Origin of the sequence: Paracoccus mutanolyticus (assembly GCF_003285265.1) — a bacterium.
GTDB classification, from domain to species: Bacteria; Pseudomonadota; Alphaproteobacteria; order Rhodobacterales; family Rhodobacteraceae; genus Paracoccus; species Paracoccus yeei.
Genome location: NZ_CP030239.1, coordinates 3,247,481 through 3,261,299, shown reverse-complemented (window position 1 = coordinate 3,261,299; position 13,819 = coordinate 3,247,481). Strand labels below are relative to the sequence as shown.

At 63.2% G+C, this 13,819-nt stretch carries 10 protein-coding genes and 7 pseudogenes; 5 read left to right on the top strand and 12 right to left on the bottom strand.

What is annotated here, in order from left to right; all coding sequences use genetic code 11:
- Positions 1 to 2,157: 2,157 nt before the first annotated feature.
- A complete protein-coding gene (locus DPM13_RS24210; RefSeq protein ID WP_223252146.1) occupies positions 2,158 to 2,460 on the bottom strand; it encodes a helix-turn-helix domain-containing protein in 303 nt (100 codons plus the stop codon).
- 467 nt (positions 2,461 to 2,927) lie between these two features.
- On the opposite strand from DPM13_RS24210, the pseudogene DPM13_RS24205 reads away from it, so the two are divergent.
- Positions 2,928 to 3,074 (top strand): annotated as a pseudogene (locus tag DPM13_RS24205) (sugar phosphate isomerase/epimerase); the annotation flags it as partial.
- 463 nt (positions 3,075 to 3,537) lie between these two features.
- On the opposite strand, the pseudogene DPM13_RS17745 reads toward DPM13_RS24205, so the two are convergent.
- The 5 genes and pseudogenes from DPM13_RS17745 to DPM13_RS21510 form a co-directional block, all read right to left on the bottom strand.
- A pseudogene (locus DPM13_RS17745) lies at positions 3,538 to 3,693 on the bottom strand (IS66 family transposase); the annotation flags it as partial.
- Positions 3,694 to 4,085: 392 nt separating this feature from the next.
- On the bottom strand, positions 4,086 to 4,904 hold the full coding sequence (locus DPM13_RS27465) for a tripartite tricarboxylate transporter permease (RefSeq protein ID WP_397245025.1): 819 nt from the start codon (positions 4,902 to 4,904) through the stop codon (positions 4,086 to 4,088).
- 988 nt (positions 4,905 to 5,892) lie between these two features.
- A pseudogene (locus tag DPM13_RS24195) lies at positions 5,893 to 6,448 on the bottom strand (transposase); the annotation flags it as partial.
- Between the two features lie 12 nt (positions 6,449 to 6,460).
- Positions 6,461 to 6,675: pseudogene (locus DPM13_RS17715) on the bottom strand (fumarylacetoacetate hydrolase family protein); the annotation flags it as partial.
- Complete coding sequence (locus tag DPM13_RS21510; RefSeq protein ID WP_189654963.1) at positions 6,650 to 6,802, bottom strand: hypothetical protein; 153 nt, start codon at positions 6,800 to 6,802, stop codon at positions 6,650 to 6,652. The pseudogene DPM13_RS17715 and the gene DPM13_RS21510, both read right to left, overlap by 26 nt.
- 760 nt (positions 6,803 to 7,562) lie before the next feature.
- Between DPM13_RS21510 and DPM13_RS17710 the strand changes: the two genes are divergently transcribed.
- Both DPM13_RS17710 and DPM13_RS27460 read left to right on the top strand, forming a co-directional pair.
- The gene (locus tag DPM13_RS17710) at positions 7,563 to 7,772 is read left to right on the top strand and encodes a hypothetical protein (RefSeq protein WP_112888521.1); all 210 of its coding nucleotides are present in this window, start codon (positions 7,563 to 7,565) and stop codon (positions 7,770 to 7,772) included.
- Between the two features lie 25 nt (positions 7,773 to 7,797).
- Positions 7,798 to 8,001 (top strand): annotated as a pseudogene (locus DPM13_RS27460) (hypothetical protein); the annotation flags it as partial.
- Between the two features lie 198 nt (positions 8,002 to 8,199).
- On the opposite strand, the gene DPM13_RS20110 reads toward DPM13_RS27460, so the two are convergent.
- The 3 genes from DPM13_RS20110 to DPM13_RS17700 all read right to left on the bottom strand — a co-directional run bounded on the left by DPM13_RS20110 (position 8,200) and on the right by DPM13_RS17700 (position 9,444).
- Positions 8,200 to 8,433: a hypothetical protein gene (locus tag DPM13_RS20110; protein ID WP_145963455.1), complete on the bottom strand. Its 234-nt coding sequence runs from the start codon at positions 8,431 to 8,433 to the stop codon at positions 8,200 to 8,202.
- A gap of 456 nt (positions 8,434 to 8,889) precedes the next feature.
- Entirely contained in the window at positions 8,890 to 9,018 is a 129-nt protein-coding gene (locus DPM13_RS25450) for a hypothetical protein (protein WP_262983181.1), read from the bottom strand.
- A 219-nt stretch (positions 9,019 to 9,237) separates the two neighbouring features.
- A complete protein-coding gene (locus DPM13_RS17700) occupies positions 9,238 to 9,444 on the bottom strand; it encodes an alcohol dehydrogenase catalytic domain-containing protein (protein WP_223252145.1) in 207 nt (68 codons plus the stop codon).
- Positions 9,445 to 9,785: 341 nt separating this feature from the next.
- On the opposite strand from DPM13_RS17700, the gene DPM13_RS24190 reads away from it, so the two are divergent.
- The gene (locus DPM13_RS24190; RefSeq protein WP_223252666.1) at positions 9,786 to 10,292 is read left to right on the top strand and encodes a hypothetical protein; all 507 of its coding nucleotides are present in this window, start codon (positions 9,786 to 9,788) and stop codon (positions 10,290 to 10,292) included.
- Between the two features lie 5 nt (positions 10,293 to 10,297).
- Here the strand turns inward: DPM13_RS24190 and DPM13_RS24185 are convergent.
- The 3 genes and pseudogenes from DPM13_RS24185 to DPM13_RS17680 all read right to left on the bottom strand — a co-directional run.
- Positions 10,298 to 10,396 (bottom strand): annotated as a pseudogene (locus tag DPM13_RS24185) (Arm DNA-binding domain-containing protein); the annotation flags it as partial.
- 337 nt (positions 10,397 to 10,733) lie between these two features.
- A pseudogene (gene guaA, locus DPM13_RS17685) lies at positions 10,734 to 12,291 on the bottom strand (glutamine-hydrolyzing GMP synthase).
- Positions 12,292 to 12,465: 174 nt separating this feature from the next.
- Positions 12,466 to 13,077 carry a thiamine phosphate synthase gene (locus DPM13_RS17680; RefSeq protein ID WP_112888520.1) on the bottom strand — a complete coding sequence of 204 codons (612 nt, stop codon included), beginning with the start codon at positions 13,075 to 13,077 and terminating at the stop codon, positions 12,466 to 12,468.
- 75 nt (positions 13,078 to 13,152) lie between these two features.
- Between DPM13_RS17680 and DPM13_RS17675 the strand changes: the two genes are divergently transcribed.
- Positions 13,153 to 13,791, top strand: a complete 639-nt coding sequence (locus DPM13_RS17675) for an RNA methyltransferase (RefSeq protein ID WP_397245019.1) — start codon at positions 13,153 to 13,155, stop codon at positions 13,789 to 13,791.
- Positions 13,792 to 13,819 lie beyond the last annotated feature (28 nt).

Genomic DNA, 13,819 nt, shown 5'->3' with positions numbered 1-13,819 from the left:
CGGATCCTGCTCTGCTCCGTCAGCCTTCTGCCTTTTCAGCCTTGCCGCGCAGGAGCTGGGCCCTGTCAGGCCCGTGCTCCGCTGCCAGCGCTATTGGTCGGGCTACGGCTGGTACGATGAGTACGCTTTCTGGTAGGACGCCGTCGCCGGCCCTGCCGTCGGCGCCACGGTGTCAACTATCCGTCGGCATTGCCCGTGATCACCCCGCACGCATGGAAGCTTCCTCTTTCCGCGCACGCTCAACGAATCGACCCGAATGGACGCCGCAGCCGCGCCGTGGTCCATGGCGACAGCCGTTCCAGTGCAGGCCTCGCTTGCAGACAACCCACCGCAGACGCCACCCAACAAATGCAGGAGACCCTGATAAACTGATCATATGTGACGATGCTCCAAGGTCAAGAATTTCAGTCGGTGCCTCCAAGTTCACCATCGGCTCGTTTTGGCAATCTGCGACGGCGGGGCGCGAACTGAGGAGCCGATGTCTCGATCTCCTTAGCCATTGGCGCGTCAGTGCCTCGAGATAGGGCCGAATGATCGTGGCGACCGTTCCTCGCTCGGCCTGGCTGGCAATCTCGCTTGGCGTTTCTTGCGTTGAGGTGGCATTGGTGCAGCTTGGTCCAGGGCCAGGCAAGAGCTTGTCCGCTTCACTGGGCCATGCTACTTTGCTTCATCCGTCTTTGCCGCCGATTTCCTTCGCGTCACCCTCTAGACAGGGTGGGTTTCAACCCCCTCCGTCAGGAGACGATCTGTGATACGTACCAGCCGAATGGGCGTGCCTTCGGATCTCGGGGTCCATGTCCTGCGGCCCACGGCGAGCCAATCCTGCGGGGGCAGTTGATCGGTCAGCCCGTGGTACGTCAGGGCTGAAGCGATGGCAACCGTCGCCCTTGGCAACCGTTTGCCGCGTTCTCTGCCGATCTGATGCGTCCCGGCTGCCATCAGAACGATGTTTATGATCCCGGTCGCCGCCAGATCGCTATCATTCCCAACGCGGAAATAGGTATCGACGTCAGTTGTAATGGTAGCCCGAATTCTCGTTCCCTCCGCAGGCGCGAAATTCCAGCTTGCAACACGCCGGGAGTCGTTCGCGGTTGGATTATATTCATATACCGAAACCGCGTGGGGGTGCGCCGGATAACGTTCAGGCCTCGCTGGACAAAGCTGGGGTCCGACAGGGGCAGGCAGCTCCACGAAACGCGTTCGCCTCAAAAGGCAGCTCAGCCAATCAGCGACGACTACTCACCGGCTGTCTCCGTGTACATCGCCCCGGGAGGGGTAAGCCTTCCCCTGCGTTTTTGGGACTTGTGGCTCTCGGCCGTTGGTCTTTGGGCGGCTGCCCCCACAACAAAACCCGCGCCGCGGTGCGGGCAGTATTGTACACTCGCGAGCCGCGCAGCTGCTTGGTTTTATGAAAGTGACTCGGCCTGACAGTGTAGTAGGCCCGCAGGTCGTCGAAACGTATTAGCATCATCAGGCTATAGCGCAGCTCCGCCCACGGCCGCCAGCAACACCATGACCCATGGCGGAGCTTTCCAGGCCATCAGCGCCACGAAACAATATCGGTCCGTGTCGTCCCCGGCGGTGGCCGCGACAATCCCTCGAAGATCCAGGGCGGAATCAGTCAGATGGGCTTCGGCATCGACTTCCTGTCCTATGCCGCCCTGCATGGCGCCGAGCCCTATGACGCGCCGCATGACAAACTGACCTCGATGGGCTCGACCGGAGTCCAGGTCAGGTCTATGCCGCGCCGGAAGAGACGCGTGACATGGCCGCGCTGCTTTCCTCGACCGGTCCCATGCCGCTCCGAGCCAGGCGGCAAAGGTGAAGAGCGGTCCGGGGACCGCCTGGCTACGCCATAGCCCGCGAGGAAGGCAGCATCGGCACCCATCCCGGCGCGGGCCTTTCGGGCTGTAACAGTGGCAACGCGACATGTCCGCCACCAAAGCCAGCGAGCCAGCACGATAGAAGCTGTCCGCAGGCGCCCACCCCGGAGCCTGCCCCGCAAGGATCGGGAGACCAATCAGCATGCGGCGACAGCGCAAAGGCCGTCAGCCCGGTTGCGGAAACCGGCCAGGCAGATGCTCGCCAATCGTGACCTGTCCTTTGCCAAGAGCCAGCCCGGCGAGTGCGGCGGCAGTGTCGCCGCCATCATCCCGATCACTCCCGGCGCCCAGGCAAGGCCAGCAGCACGGCCACGATCGCGATCGGCCGCTTGACGAAGGCCCCTGCCATGCCCCACACGGCTTGCGCCACGATGGCGACGGCGACGATCTTGAGACCGTGCAGGACGCCAGCGCGTGGACCTCCAGCCGCGTAGCCGTCATGGCAAGCGCGAAAGGATCCTGGCCGTGGCAGTTCGACCGCGAGGTTAGCGCAAAGCGACAGCAGCCGGTTCTGCACCGTGCGCTCCGACATGCCGCGCCGGCGCGCGATTTCGCGGTCGGGCAGGCCAAGCGCCATGTCCAGCAGAACGGTATATTCGCTTTCGCTCAGCCCCTGCGCGGCGCGCCAGTTCGTCCCGGAAATAGCCCATGATGCTGCGATCGGCCGCTGAAGAGAGGTGAGCCCCAGCTTGCTGGCTGCGCGGGCTGGCGGAGACGTTCACCGCGACGATGTCGACATGCTTCGCCAGTTCGCGGGCGGCGCGGTTGGGGCCTTCGTGCAGACGATGACGGCGATCGCGCGTGTGCTTCTCAGGTTGCAGTCGTCAGGTTGACCCGGCGCATCTGAGCTCGCGCTCTGCTTGCTCCGATACAGGACAGTGATCAGGTCTTGGTCCAATGCAGCCTGCCCGTCGAGAATCCACATCCTCCGCTACGTAGCCCGAAAACCCCTTACTTCTCAACGTAAATCCGGCCCGCCTCGTGCGGGCCTTTCTCTTTGGAGGCTTTGGCGACGGAGGACTGGTTGATGATCCACCAGCCGATCCTGCGGATGAGCACGCGCATGGCGTGGATCTGTGCTATGAAATCCACCCCTGCGAGGACCTGCATGACGGCCACAGCTGGGAGCATTTCCTGGGCAAGGTCGGCAATCACCCGCGCGCCAACATCATGTATGATCCCAGCCATTTCGCTCCTGCTGGCCGAACCTGATCCAATGCTCGATGCGGCGTTTCTCGAAAGTCAGCTCGACCAATGTGGTGAAGGGCGCAGGCCCGTCCGGCAGCGGACGGCCGTGCGCGCTGCGATGGGCGCGACGGGTCCGCGCCGGGTGCTTGTGCGTCTCTCGGCTCCGAATGTCAGGGAGCGACTGTGCGATCGCTGCGGAACGAGCCGGCGTCGTAGATACGCGTCGGGGGCCACGGTCGCGCATGCGCGCAGACGGTCCAAACTGGGAACATCAGCGCAACCGGCCTCAAGGTTGGGAAGTTCGTCCGGCACAGCGCTGCGCCTCCTGCCAGTCGGAGACTTTGCACGCCGCCTTCATGAGCGGCCTTTTGCGCGGTTCCCGATCCAGACGACCGAGAGCATAACCGGGACCTCGATCAGCACGCCGACCACCGTGGCGAGCTCTCTACGCCCGAGTGATAGCCGATCGGGCTGTGGCTTTGATATCCGCCAGTTCGAAGAACTTGCGCCGGGCATGCGACCAGCACAGCGCGCTCAGCACCGGCGCGGGCCTGTGGCTGGCATGGTAGAGGTCGTTATAACCGCCATAGGCATCGGCTTGCAGGGTGCCGGTGATGCCGGCTGCGCGATGATCTGCGGGTCAACCCCGACGCGGAAAACGCGGAGGACGCCCAGATCGAGAGCTACATGCAGGCCGCCCAGTCCATGATCGAGGGGTGGATCGGTCGCCCCGTCTATCGCAGCATCGAGGATTTGCCGACCTCGCGCGTTCAGGTAGGGGTTCTCGACGATGTGGCGCCAGCGGCCTGGATCTGCGTGCTTCTTGGCATGGTTATGTCCACAGGCCAGCATCCGTTCTACGTTGGGCGTAGATGCTGCGACCATGATGGCAGCTCCTTGAGCGACGAGCCTGAGCCAACAAACACTAATTGGAGAGATCATCGGCCCTCCTTTTCAGGTTCGACACACACGACCCAGCAGGCATAGGCGCTGGCGCAGGAGGCGGTGTAGTCCTCATCCGTCAGGTTGGTTACCGTCAGCTAGGGCCGGAACAGATATGGATGAACGGCGCGCGGTAATGCGTACGGAATTCAGAGCCAAGGTCGATGCGAAAGTTCTGCCGCCCCGACTGCCAGTGGCGGCCGACCACCGCCTGCGGATAGAAGGCGGCCTTGTACAGCTGGGCATGACCTCAGCCAGATCAGCACGGCTACCGGCAGGTTGACCTTGGCAATTTCCATCGCGCCGATGGCATGAAATTCGCCCGGCAGAAAATGGCCGAGCGCGATGCCGACGACAATGCACAATGCGACCCAGAGGGTGAGGTAGCCGTTCAATAGTCGACATGGATTCGCGTCTGGCGCATGTGAACCGGCTGCCGGTGCTGTTCATCGCGGTCGCTGTCTTCCGTGCCGAACCGCCGGCCGACGGCTGCAGCAGGTCGAGGATGTCCGCGGACGGTCGGCAAGGCCGAACGCCCTTCGGTCTGCCGACATACTGGTTGATCAGGATGGGCAGTGCGGCACGGACCGCCAGCAACTCCTCGTCGCTCAGTGCCGGGTTGCCCAGCCCGAAGCCGATCGTGCAGCCGATCTCGCGCACATCGCGAACGTCGATACGAATAGCCCGCGAATAGACCCCGAGAACGACGATCCCGATGACGGCGGGATACAGATAGCCCGGCCTGACCAAGGCGCAGGAGGCCAGCAGCGGAATCATCGCCAGGGTGATCACCACCAGCGCCAGGTTTCCGATGTAGAAGCTTCCGAAGATGGTCCAGACGAAATCCTGCTGCGTCGCGAAGAGCATGGGGCCAGGTTGCAGGCCGATCATCAGCAGGCCCCATCAGCACCGCCTTGTCGAGACTGGCGACTGGTAGGGACGTAAAGGCCGAGATGCGGTTCTTCATCTGCGGAAAGCGGCGACGAAGGCGGCTTCCTTCGGATGTCCGGCCCATCGACGGCGGCAGGGTCTCGATCCCCCAATGGGCGGTCATGGGCTGGCCGTGGCCAGACCGGGCAGGCTTCACCGGCGGCACTGTCGCAGACGGAGCCGGAATCCAGGGTGGTGAGGGATGTCATGATCCTCCCGAACAGCGGTCTTTTCGGTATCGCCGATCCAAACCCAGTCGAGGCTAAGACCCGTGTTGCGACAGTAGGCCAGGAATTCGGCCGTGAACGTCCCACCATCGCCGTCCTTATCAATCAGGACATGCTCAGGTAGAGTCGTCCCTGTCAGTTCGGCGAAAGCATCGAACATTGTAGATGCGGTCAGCCTGGGTGGCCTCCTTGGCGGCGAGGGTTTGCGGTGAGCAGCGGGAAGAACCGGCGATCCGGGGCGGCAGAGATCCAGGTGGCCTCCGGCAGCACTCCCATTGCGAGAAAGCCCAGCGAGCTCCCGCACGGCGTTGAGCCGCGCCCGAGAGATTATCGAGCGTCTATGATGCCGCTTCAATTTGGTCGGCGCGGTCACAGTCGGGTTCGAGGCCGACTGGGAACTATCACCGGGCGCTGATGTTCGCCCGCGGGCAAGCGGTTCGGCTAGTGCTCCATCAGCTGGCGAACTCGCTCGCACGCGGGAGGCGTTGCACAAGCGCGGCGAAAGCGACGGATGACGAACCCGGATCCCAATGACGAGAGTAAGGGCCAGATGTACGGAGTCCAGACCGGTACGGCACATAGTTTCCTCTTCGTCAAGATCGGCACCTCAGCGACATGGCGCCCGCGTGCGACAAGGATTGCGCCAGCTTCCATGCTTCCGCGGAGGCCACATCAGCCAGCATCTGGTCGTTAGCTGGTTCGCCGTCCCCAGAGCCGTTCGATTAACCTGCGACATACCCAGCTGCCTGAAGGTAGTTCCAGCACTCAGCGGGCGTGAACACTGCAGATGCTCGGAGCGCGTTGAACAGTTCGGTCAAGGTGCGTGCGCCGAGCTTGCGCCGATGCGCTTTGAGCTTCGAGAACGCCTGCTCGATCGAGAGAGGTGGGGAGTATGGCGGCAGGTAGAGAAGCCAGCGCTCAGCCTGCTCGATGGCCTTACGCAAGCGACTATCCGGTGGCGCGAGGTTGTCCATGCCCGAGTTCAAAGCGAAGGTGGCGTTGGAGAACCTGCTCGGCATATGCCAGGAAAGCCGGACCGTTCATCGGACCGCCGAGCAGCATCGGCGCCGCCATGCCGGACAGCCGCAGGCCGGCGGTGAAGGTGGTCGTCTTCCAGTGGCCGTGGGGAACGGCCGCCCGGCATCGCTCGCCGCATGGCGCTCGCCCTCGCAGCCGGGCCATCTTTGTGGAGCCGCGGTCTCACGATGAAGATCAGTCTTTCGGGATCAAGGTCGAGTGGCCGTCGAACCAGGCTATGCTGCGGCTCAGGACATCTGGCGCTGCGTCTCCGACCCAGGCGCCGATGATGGTGGTGCCAAGCGCCTTGGACTGGAACGGCCCCAGGGGCTGGTATTCCCAGGCCTGCACGTCGCGCGCGGACCAGTCGTTCAGCAGAACATAGCCAAAGATCATCGCCTCGGCCTGCTCGACGCCGACGCGCTGGCCTGGTGCGCTCGCGCCTGACGACGGCGGCCCAGCTCAAGCTCCAGGTCCAGCCGGCTCGCGATAGCGCCCCAGGCGCACGCCGTCGTGATCCCATCCAGTGGCCGACAGCGCCGCCTCCCGCGTTGAGATCCCGTCCTCGATCGCGGCAATCACCCGCCCCGAAGCTCCGCTCAAGCTCCTCGTCATCTTCACCTCCTGGCAGATCCCAGCAGAGTAATCAGACAGCCAATAACCACGGAATCCTCAGACCGACTCTGCGTTCACCGTTGTTGCTCTAGCCGGTGAGGCAGTTGTCTAAGCACAGGACGATGGATCGATATGGCTCTTCAGAGGTTAGCTTATTGCTGCGCAGTTCGCCGAGGTGCGTCGAGACTGCTGACGGATGCTGATGCCGCTCGGCCACATGGGGCGGGCCGGCGAGGCGCTTTGGGGGGCGGTATCCTCGCCAGTGAGGAACAGTTCATCAGCGCGCCGGACTGCCGGTCGATGGCTGCAGGCGCTGAAATCCAGACGGCTACTGGGTGGTGATCAGCGCTCATCTGAAGCCGAGAGCGGCCAGGGGAATTATCGTCCTGTCGTCGACGACTTCAGCGGTCCCGAATACGGCCTAGGGGAGGGGAAAAGGATGCAACGCAGAAACCTGATGAAAGCCGCGATTGCGGTGGAGGGCACGGCGGCTCAAGATAGTGAGCATGTATGGTTCGTCGGGCGTGATCCACCCCGAGAGCAAGATGACGATGCTCCCAGCCCGACCTGCGCGTTGCGATCTACCCGTTCGAGCCGCGCCTCGAGATCCGCGCGCAGATGCTCCTCGCCATCGAAGAGATCGGGCATGCCGGAGACATCAATGATCAGCCCGGCGGGGCCGTCATGGAGCTACCTCCGATATGTGCCTTCTCCGTCGGGCATACGGATGCGATGCAGCGGTGAGTCGTGAGCCGGTCGGATGCTCGGGGCGGCCACCATTTGTGGGACCGCAGCAGGCGCGGGCTACGCTGAGCCTGCGGTTTTCCGACACCAGCCGCCCGATCATGTCGCCCGGCCCCGCCCGGTTGCGGCCGTCGCCGCCCAGCCCGACGACATCGAGAGCCGGCTCACGGTGAAGCTCGAGCTCGTCCAGCGCATGACGCTGTTCGAGCGCCGGGATGGTCTCTGAGAGAAGATAGAGCCTCGTCTGACAACGGCCTTATTCTATCAATGAGCAGCGCTCCTTCACCGATGGGCGAATTGTGTTTGTCGGCGGAAAAGCGCGTCGGGGGCGACAAAAACGCGCCGACTTCATCCTGCGCTATCGGCCGGATTTTCCCATTGCTGTGGTCGAGGCGAAATCCAAGTACAAACACGCTGCCGATGGCCTCCAACAGGCCAAGGAGTACGCAGAGATCCATTGGTCGCCTCGCGGAGTTGCATACGTCAACGCATATGGCATGGGAGGGCGTTCAGGTCAGGCTCAGGCATAGGTGGCAATCGTCGAGTTGGTCATGATATGATGCCCTGCGGCTCAAGTGCGGCTTGCGCGCCGGCCCCAATCCCGTCCTTCAGTCGCCGCCAGGCAGAGATCGTGCCAGTCGGTGACGAGTCCATCATTTTACGAGATTATGCCACCCTGTCGCCGCGTGTATCGCGATCTTATTCGGATTGGCGAGATCGGAATCGCTCGCGTGATGGGCGATAGCAAATTCTTCCACCTTCCTATTGTCACTGGTTTTACGAGCCCTGACGGCGGTGCGTTGCGCATCATCAGCGGTGTGCTTTGGCGCCTTCTCGTTCCTGGAATTGTGACTGTTCAGTTCTCTCAGCGGTTCGTTGAGGGTCACCCTGCTGCAGATCTTCGAAGATCGTCAATTTCTGGGCGGCTCGCTCGATCTTTTCGGGCATCTTCGTTGGCCTTTGTTTTCGCCCGGGGAACGCTCCAGCCTTGCGGTAACCCGATGTTTTTCAACCTCGACAACGCCCGGCCAGCGCACCCGACGGGACGTTTTCGTATGCCAAGTCGTCGATCGCCTTCGCAGCCGTCGCGTCGCCGGGGACGATGACCGGAACCATGGTAGTCTCGATCATGCGGAACTCTGCGGCGGTGGTACGAAAGGGGAAATCCGAACCGAGACGCGTTGGGTCTCTAAAGAAGGTGGTCGGCTGGTCGGTCTCTGGTAGACATTCGCTGTTCGGAACCGGATTTTGATTATTGAGTCACTTTGAGATCTTCGTCGTACGGGCCTAACGTTCGATCTCATCCATCAGCGCCTGTTCGTACCTACGCTGCACCTAGCCAGTCAGGAAGAACCCGCCGTGGTCATGGCCAACAGGGCCTGCTGCGGATAAGGTAGGCGAAACAGCCGGGCCAGCCCCTCGCCCATCAGGAAGGTGGCGACGAAGAACAGGAAGATCGCGATCAGGATCACCGCGAAAGCACCAAGATGCCCGGAGATGGTGCCGATATTGGCGGCAATATATCTGAAGACGGAGCGTGAGCGATGACGAGCGCCAGTTGGCTCTCGCCGCGTTCGAAGCGGCTGGGTCGGCCGAGGTCGAGGCGTGGCAAGGCACGCCGAGCTGCCCCGCCGCCGGCACAGCCTCTGCGTCAACAGCGCAAATCCCGCCCTGCATTGGGCGGGTCCGCTTCACATCAGGGCGTCGCAGCGGTCAAGAGCCGTGGGTGCGTCTCCTGCGGTGACGGCCGGCACGTCCCCCTTGAGGATATGCAGGTCGGTGCCGCAGATCGTGGTCTTGGTGATCCGCACGATGACGTCGGTCGGCTTTTCGATGCCGGGCTTTTCCTTTTCGATCCAGTCCTTCTTGCCTGGACCCTGGTACACGAGCGCTTTCATCCTATTCCCGTCGGGTCGTGGCCGTGAATGGCTCCAGCGGCAGCCCCTCCTTCTTGGCTCGCTCGACGACGGCGTAGGTGATCCGATTGAAGGTCGCGCGAGACATTGGCGCGTCCGAATCGTATCCGGCATGGCAGACCGATACTGGGTTGCCAGGCAGGTCTTGAGCGCAACGTCCCGCGCCGTCGCGTTCAGCACGAAGCCCAAGGCGACCGCCCCGACATTGCGGTTGCCCGTTTCCAGATAGGACACGCCCGATATGAAGACGATGGGTGAATAGATCCCCTTTTCGGATCTTCGGACCATGGTGAGGAGGGAAGGGTTCTGCACGGAGGATGGGAATGGATGAGAAGGATGTTCTGCGCGTGGCGCTGGACTGGGAGGTGGACGGGATCGACCCGCCACGGTCCTTTGGCGGCTGGAATACAGGTCGCGTGGTCCAGCAGACTCATGAAAGCCTGATGGAGGACGATTTCGACACCCCACCGGCAAATCCGGGCCAGCCGACCGCGATCGTTCCGCGCCTGGCCTCGCAGCGCGCCCGTTCGACGTCTTGCGCAAATGCTCCAGGCGTCGGCTTCGATCCTATCAGGAGACGCTTACGCCAGACCGGCATGATTCGCGCTCGAGATAGAGCGGCGCATCGCTCGCGTGCTGTCGGCCATGGTCGCATTGGTCAGCCACTTCTCGCCGAATTCGCCGAAGCTCTTTGCTTCCTTGATCCGGCGCTTCTCCCTCTGCTTTTCGATGGCAGGGGACCGCCCCTCGGCGATCGCCCGACGGGCGCGATGCATAGCTCGCGAGCCCTGGCGAGCGATATTCCGTCACGGGCATATCTGCCGAGATAGACAGTCTCCCGCCTGCCGTTCAGCCGATAGTCGAGCCTGAACGAGATGGCGCCCGACGGCGCGACGCGCACATACATCCCGTCACGATCGGAAACCTTGTACATTTTTGCTTTTGGTTTCAAAGACTTGAGTGCTGCATCGGTCAACATTTCGGGCCTCCTCGCGGAAAAGTACCGTCACGCGGTTTTTGCAGGCCGACGCCGTCGAAAACGCTTATATTTCAGCGTATTAGTTCGAAGAAAGTACCGTCATTGGCCTCGGTTGACCTGACGGTACTTTCGTTTTTCCGGTTGATCAATGGGGGTGAGGCCCGTCAGCGAGGCCGCCGAACGCCATCTATGCCCACCGATAGATATCGATAGGCACAGGATTATTTTAACTTTATTTTCAGCTGGTTGTCGTATCGCAGCGTAGATTTGGCGGCGTTTGGATGGGCCTGAATCATTCCCACTCGATCGTGCCCGGCGGCTTCGAGGTGATGTCATAGGTCACGCGGTTGATGCCCTTGACCTCGTTGATGATCCGCGTCGCCGTCTCGCCCAGGAATGTGTGGCTGAAGGGATAGTAGTCCGCCGTCATCCCGTCGACCGAGGTGACAGCCCGTAGCGCGCAGGCATAGTCATAGGTCCGCCCATCGCCCATCACGCCCACGGTGCGCACGGGCAGGATCGCGACGAAGGCCTGCCAGATCTCGTCGTAAAGACCGTGCCTGCGGATCTGGTCGATAAAGACCGCATCGGCCTTGCGCAGGATGTCGAGCTTGTCGCGGGTGATCTCTCCGGGGCAGCGGATCGCCAGACCGGGGCCGGGGAAGGGGTGGCGGCCGATGAATTTTTCCGGCAGGCCCAGTTCGCGGCCCAGGGCGCGGACTTCGTCCTTGAACAGCTCGCGCAGGGGCTCGACCAGCTTCAGGCCCATCTTCTCGGGCAGCCCCCCGACGTTGTGGTGGCTCTTGATCGTGACCGAAGGGCCGCCGCTGAAGGAAACCGACTCGATCACGTCGGGGTAAAGCGTGCCCTGGGCCAGGAATTCGGCGCCTTCGATCTCATTGGCATAGCGCTGGAACACGTCGATGAACAGCTTGCCGATGGTCTTGCGCTTGACCTCGGGGTCGGACACGCCTTCCAGCGCGCCGATGAACAGATCGGCCTCGTCGGCGTGGATCAGCGGGATGTTGTAATTGTCGCGGAACATGGTCACGACTTCTTCGGCCTCGTTCAGCCGCAGCAGACCATGATCGACAAAGACGCAGGTCAACTGGTCGCCGATCGCCTCGTGGATCGCACCGCGGCGACCGAACTGTCGACGCCGCCCGAAAGACCGCAGATCCCTTGCGGTCGCCTACCTGCTCGCGGATCTTGCGGATCGCTTCCTGGCGATAGCTGGCCATGGTCCAGTCGCCGGTAAAGCCCGCCATGCGGACAAAGTTCTCCAGCATGGTGCGGCCGTTCGGCGTGTGATGCACCTCGGGGTGGAACTGGACGGCGTAAAAGCCCCGCGCCTCGTCCGCGATCATCGCATAGGGGGCATTGGGCGAGGTGCCGATCACCTGAAAACCGGGGGCAAGCGCCGTCACCCGGTCGCCATGGCTCATCCAGACCTCCTCGCGGCCGGTGCCGAACAGGCCGGCAAAGATGCCATCGCCCTTGTGGCCTTCGGCCGGTGCGATGAAGGCGCGGCCGTATTCCGCGTGATGGCCGGATTCGACCCGCCCACCCAGTTGCTCCATCATCACCTGCTGGCCGTAGCAGATGCCGAAGACCGGCACTCCCATATCGAAGACCGCCTGCGGACACCGGGGCGATCCCGCCTGCGTCACCGAGGCCGGCCCCCCCGACAGGATCACCGCCTGCGGGGCGAAGTCTTTCAGGAAAGCGTCGTCGACCGCATTGAACGGATGGATTTCGCAATAGACATTCAGCTCGCGCAGGCGCCGCGCGATAAGCTGCGTGACCTGGGAACCGAAGTCGATGATGAGAAGGCGCTGATGCTGGGTCATGGCAAGGCTTTAGGCCGCGTCAGGCCCATTCGCAAGAGGGCAGGCGCCGTGCCTGCGTCGTGGGAGAGTTGGGTATTTGTGAAACGGTGAACACGAAGGGCCGTGCCTCTTTGCGCCCTGCATCTGCATTTCTCCGCTTTGCAAATACCCATGTACCGCGTGCCACAGGCCCGATCAGCGCCACAGATAGCCCAGCGCCTCGACCGGATCGCTTTCGGACCAGATTTCCGGGCCCAGCGCGATGAAGTCGCTGACCGGCGCGAGTTGGCCGATCAGGGCGGGGGTCAGCGCGCCCTCCGCCACGACGGGGATCTCGATCATCTCGGACCACCATTGGAACAGGTCCGGCTCGGCGTTCTCGCCATGGCCCAGGACGCTGGCGCCGCAGGGGCCGAAGCTGACGTAGTCGGCCCCGGCCTCGGCCGCGTTCATGCCATCGTGGCGCGACGCGCCGCAGAACGCGCCGACGATCGCATCCGCTCCCAGTTCCTTCCTTGCATAGCGCACGCTGCGGGCGCGGTCGGTCAGGTGCACCCCATCAAGCCCGTGGCGCAGGGCAAGCTGGACGTGATCCTCGATCACCACGGCCACGTCGCGGGCATGGGCGATTTCGCGCGCGAGGTCGCAGATGCGGCCCAAGTCCTCCTCGGACCCTGCGCCGGGTATGCGCAGGCAGGCCACGGGAAAGCGGTCCATGACATCGGCCAGCAACGGACCCACCGTCGAGGCCGCCGCCCCGACCGGGGTGATCAGATAAAGTTGCGGCGAATTGGGTTCGTCATTCATGGCACTGTCATCCTCGGGGTTCCGCTGCCAGATAGCGCAGCGCCGCGCGCCTTGCCAGTGCCTGCCGCGAAGGATATGGCCGCGCGCATGGAACCCGCGATCATTCTCGTCCGCCCGCAGATGGGCGAAAACATCGGCGCGGCCGCCCGCGCCATGCTGAACTTTGGCCTGACCGACATGCGGCTGGTGGCGCCGCGCGACGGCTGGCCCAACCCCCGGGCCGTGGCGATGGCTTCGGGCGCCGCGGGGCAGGTGCTGGACCGGGCGCGGGTCTTTGGAACCCTGGCCGAAGCGATGGCGGATGTGGACCATGCCTATGCCACCACGGCGCGGGGGCGCGAACTGACCAAGCCGGTGCTGACGCCCGCCACGGCGATGGCTGAGGCCCGCATCCGTCACGCGGCCGGGGGCCGGACCGCGGTAATCTTCGGCCCCGAGCGGGCGGGCCTGGAAAACGACGACGTGGCCCGCGCGAACGCCATCATCACCGTTCCCGTGAACCCGGATTTCCCGTCGCTGAACCTGGCGCAGGCCGTGCTGCTGACGGGCTATGAATGGGCGCGCGAAAGCCTGCCCGCCCAGCCCGCGCCGCCGGGCCGCCGCGCCGATGGCGAGGCCCGCAAGCGCATTCTGACTGATAACGACAGCGTTGTGATCCCCCACGCGAGCTACCAAAAGGTGCATGATCTGGGATGCAAGCGGGCTTCTTCTTGATAGGTCGGCCCATGCCTCATGCGTAGCT